The sequence below is a fragment of the Erwinia sp. genome (assembly GCF_031978025.1).
Classification (GTDB): Bacteria; Pseudomonadota; Gammaproteobacteria; order Enterobacterales; family Enterobacteriaceae; genus Erwinia.
On the sequence record NZ_DALZCD010000081.1, the window covers coordinates 11,834 to 15,380 of the forward strand.

Consider the following 3,547-nt stretch of genomic DNA (forward strand, 5'->3'; position numbering starts at 1 on the left):
GTTGTCGATAATCCAAACTCGACGTTGTTACTGTCCCACTTTAGTGATTTTAACTCTTCAACAAAGTTATCACTTCCTCTGTATGAGTGAGTATTTACATAGTCCCCATATTTCAGCACCGCTTGGATGAGTGAACTATTAACTTTACCACCCGTAGTACCGTCTTTTCCTATGGGTTCAAGCAAGACATAGCCTTGCGCCAAGGTATTTGCTCTGAAAAGATGTGTCGCTTCATCCGGAGAACCAAAGGGTGGTTTTATGTAAAATACGGCTGACAGCAACAGGAATGAAAATAGCATTACTGCCAGATAAATTAACCTGTTGCTTTTTTTAAAGTATGACCCATTAGCAGTCTGGACTTTTTGTTCCATTTTTATAAGCCTGTCATCATTTTTGTAAAGTATATAGCTCTTCTACATAGCCATCCCGCACCCAGCATTTTGAACGGTGTAAAAGATCAAATCCGCCGGACTCCTCGGTGAAACGCATTACTGTGCGAGGGTGAAAGCATTCGTGATTGATGCTAAGAAACCCTTTTGCCACCATTTTCTTTATCTGCGTCAAATACTCCAGAATAAGATTGTCTGAAATTTCAGGTAGGCTGTCCTGATTCAGTGCATAGGCAAATTTATTCTCAGTCTGTTTCTGGCATTCCCAATACGGCAGTAGTTTTACGCCGTTCTCTTTTGGTTCTTCACCATAGAGTACAACATTATTTTCTCCAATCGCATGAATAAGATAGTGACCAGCAAGCAGACAGGTTATAGGTAAGTCAAAAATAGTATAATCCTTCACGCCCAGACGGAGTGAATACATAGCGGTTATGCCGAGACCACCACCAAACTCACAGACCGCTTCCTGCTTTTTATTAAGCGCATGTAGTCTGATTGCGCTATACAGAGCGTTAATGTGGCGATAGTGCAAAACGGACTTGCCTGCTTTGATGCCATCTGTGTGTATTATGCCCATTGGCGGATAAATATCTATGCCGATTTTTTGGGCTATGCTGTTAGCCACCTCGGTAGGATCCGCGAGCATGTTCTCTCCCCAAGGACCTGATTCCGGGCTTTCGTATCGTAAAACCCCTAAGCTCTCCGCCAGGCTAATAAGTTTGTCATAATAGGTTAATGCGATGCTTTCAGGGCGTAAATCCTTATTGAAACCGTCAATACAGGTTGTTATACCGCCAAACCAAACATAAGAAGTACCAAATTCAGCTAAAAAATCGGCCAGTTTTACTGCGTCACGGCTGTCAATAGCGCTCAGCAGCTCAGGCAGTTCATTACGTAATAAACCTGTCCATAAGTCTTCACCTTCCCGGCGGAGCGGTGAAGTAGCTTCATCGGCCAGAGCCTTGTGATAGGCTTTGATTAATCGTTCTGCGACATGAACCCGATTTTCAAGGTGCCGGGCAGGTTCGCTGTTCAGCGCCAGTGCTCCGCTTACGGATTTTATCGGATGAGATAATAGTCTTTCCGTCAAAAAATCATCGCTATAGTCGAAAAGTCCCGGGCTTCTTGACTGAGAAATTAAAGACGTTTTTTTTTCAATTTCCTGTGTCAACCTAATATTGTCATTTCTGATATTATTTGTTGCTTCCACATAACGTTTAACCGAGGGGATTTTTAAGAGCAATTTTTTGATTTTTTGACTGGCCATTCCGTTTCTCATTATCTCAACGTCAGGATTCTTGATAGAGCATTCTAAGTTAATTTTTTAGTAAAAACCATTTATCATAAATTGTTGGTTGCGGAGTAACGTCTTAAAAGGTTTTCGCGTGGTGCGGCCAGTAGAAGTAAGTTAGCTGAAGTACATCCAGCTTCGTTTTTTCAGGCTGATTCGGCGTGGGCGGTCTTACTGTTGTCGGATCTGGCTCAGCATCGTGAAGCTGACACACCGGTGAAAGATAAGGTGCGGTTTATGGCTACCAGGAAAACGTAGCCGGGCCTGCCGGACAGAACCCGGATATTGGAGCAAGGGGCGGCGGTTTGATTCCGTTTTTGGTTTATTTCATGGAAATAAGCCAACATGCATCAGCCTGTAAACCTTTATTTAAGAATATCTGCCGATCTGAAACTACAAATACGCTGATAATCCTGCGCATTCAGCACCACGGATTTTTCCAGCAGTCCGGCGTTAAAAGCGATTTCACTGTTGCGCTCGCACAGCGTGGGATCGACCACCACCTTTAGCTCATGGTGAAAACTAAAGGGCGGGATGGCACCGAACACGCAACCGGTTAGCCGGTCAACTTCCGCCGGGCTGGCCAGCGAGGCACGCAGGCCGCCGACGGCCCCGGCTACTTTGCTTAGATCGGCCTGCTGGTCGGCCGGTAATACCGCCAGCACGTACTGCTTTATGCCGTTTCCTTTGACGTGGCAAACCAGCGCTTTCGCGCCCTGACCAACAGCAGTGCCGCGGATCGCCGCGACTTCTTCACATTTGCCGGTCGGCTGATGCGTCATTATCTGATAGCTGGCCTGGTGTTCGTCGAGCAGGGCGGTTAACTTCTCAAACGTGCTCATCCTTTCTCCTTAACGAAAAAGACCGGTTTCCCGGCCTTTATGTTGACATCTCTAACACTGCGTTACTTGTGCCGCTGGCGCAGATTGTCGATGACCGCGCTCAGATTAAGGTCCTGATCCTGCAGCAGCACCAGCAGGTGATACACCAGATCGGAAGCCTCGTTGGTCAGCTCATCGCGGTCGTTGACGGTGGCGGCCAGCGCCGTTTCTACGCCTTCCTCGCCCACTTTTTGCGCGATGCGCTTGGTGCCGCTGGCGTATAAACTGGCGGTATAGGAACTGGCCGGATCGGCGTGCTTACGTTCGGCCAGCAGCTGCTCAAGCTGATAAAGGAAAGTCCAGTCGGCCGCCGCAGGCGAGAAGCAGCTGCTGGTGCCGCGGTGGCAGGTTGGGCCAACCGGGTTGACCAGCACCAGCAGCGTATCGTTATCGCAGTCTGGGGTGAGACTGACGACGTTAAGAAAGTGTGCCGAGGTCTCGCCTTTGGTCCACAAACGCTGTTTGGTGCGCGACCAGAAGGTGACTTTGCCCGTCTCGAGCGTTTTCGCCAGCGCGTCCTGATTCATATAGCCGTGCATCAATACTTCGCCGGACACAGCGTGCTGCACGATAGCCGGCATCATGCCGTCGGTTTTTGCCCAGTCAAGTTGGGCCAGCTGTTGTTCTGTTAACACGCGCGGATCTCCACACCCTGGTCGAGCAGATAATTTTTCAACTCGCCAATATTAATAATCTGTTTATGGAACACCGACGCAGCCAGCGCGCCATCGACGTTAGCGTCACGAAAAGCTTCCAGGAAGTGCTCCATGGTGCCCGCGCCGCCGGAAGCAATCAATGGCACCTTACAAACCTCGCGAACCTTCTGCAGCTGAGTCAGGTCGTAGCCGTTACGCACGCCGTCCTGGTTCATCATATTCAGTACGATTTCACCCGCGCCGCGCTTCTGCACTTCCTGAACCCAGTCCAGCGTTTCCCATGTGGTGACCTGCGTGCGCGCTTCGTCGCCGGTATACTGAGATCTG

4 protein-coding genes and 1 pseudogene are annotated in these 3,547 nt (G+C 49.1%); all 5 read right to left on the reverse strand.

Going from position 1 to position 3,547, the window contains the following annotated elements; all coding sequences use genetic code 11:
• Nucleotides 1–371: pseudogene (locus RTK32_RS08710) on the reverse strand (hypothetical protein); the annotation flags it as partial.
• Between the two features lie 16 nt (nt 372–387).
• Nucleotides 388–1,659: a putative sugar O-methyltransferase gene (locus RTK32_RS08715; RefSeq protein ID WP_312043085.1), complete on the reverse strand. Its 1,272-nt coding sequence runs from the start codon at nt 1,657–1,659 to the stop codon at nt 388–390.
• Nucleotides 1,660–2,048: 389 nt separating this feature from the next.
• Nucleotides 2,049–2,525, reverse strand: coding sequence for a YbaK/prolyl-tRNA synthetase associated domain-containing protein (locus RTK32_RS08720; protein WP_312043087.1), 477 nt, complete (start codon nt 2,523–2,525; stop codon nt 2,049–2,051).
• A gap of 62 nt (nt 2,526–2,587) precedes the next feature.
• The gene (hisIE, locus tag RTK32_RS08725; RefSeq protein ID WP_312043089.1) at nt 2,588–3,199 is read right to left on the reverse strand and encodes a bifunctional phosphoribosyl-AMP cyclohydrolase/phosphoribosyl-ATP diphosphatase HisIE; all 612 of its coding nucleotides are present in this window, start codon (nt 3,197–3,199) and stop codon (nt 2,588–2,590) included.
• Nucleotides 3,193–3,547 (reverse strand): HisA/HisF-related TIM barrel protein (locus RTK32_RS08730; RefSeq protein WP_312043091.1); only part of this gene is annotated, 355 nt, incomplete at its 5' end. The genes hisIE and RTK32_RS08730, both read right to left, overlap by 7 nt.

Coding starts and splice junctions, on each gene's coding strand:
- RTK32_RS08715 (WP_312043085.1), bottom strand. CDS start 1,659: ATGGCCAGTCAAAAAATCAAAAAATTGCTCTTAAAAATCCCCTCGGTT.
- RTK32_RS08720 (WP_312043087.1), bottom strand. CDS start 2,525: ATGAGCACGTTTGAGAAGTTAACCGCCCTGCTCGACGAACACCAGGCC.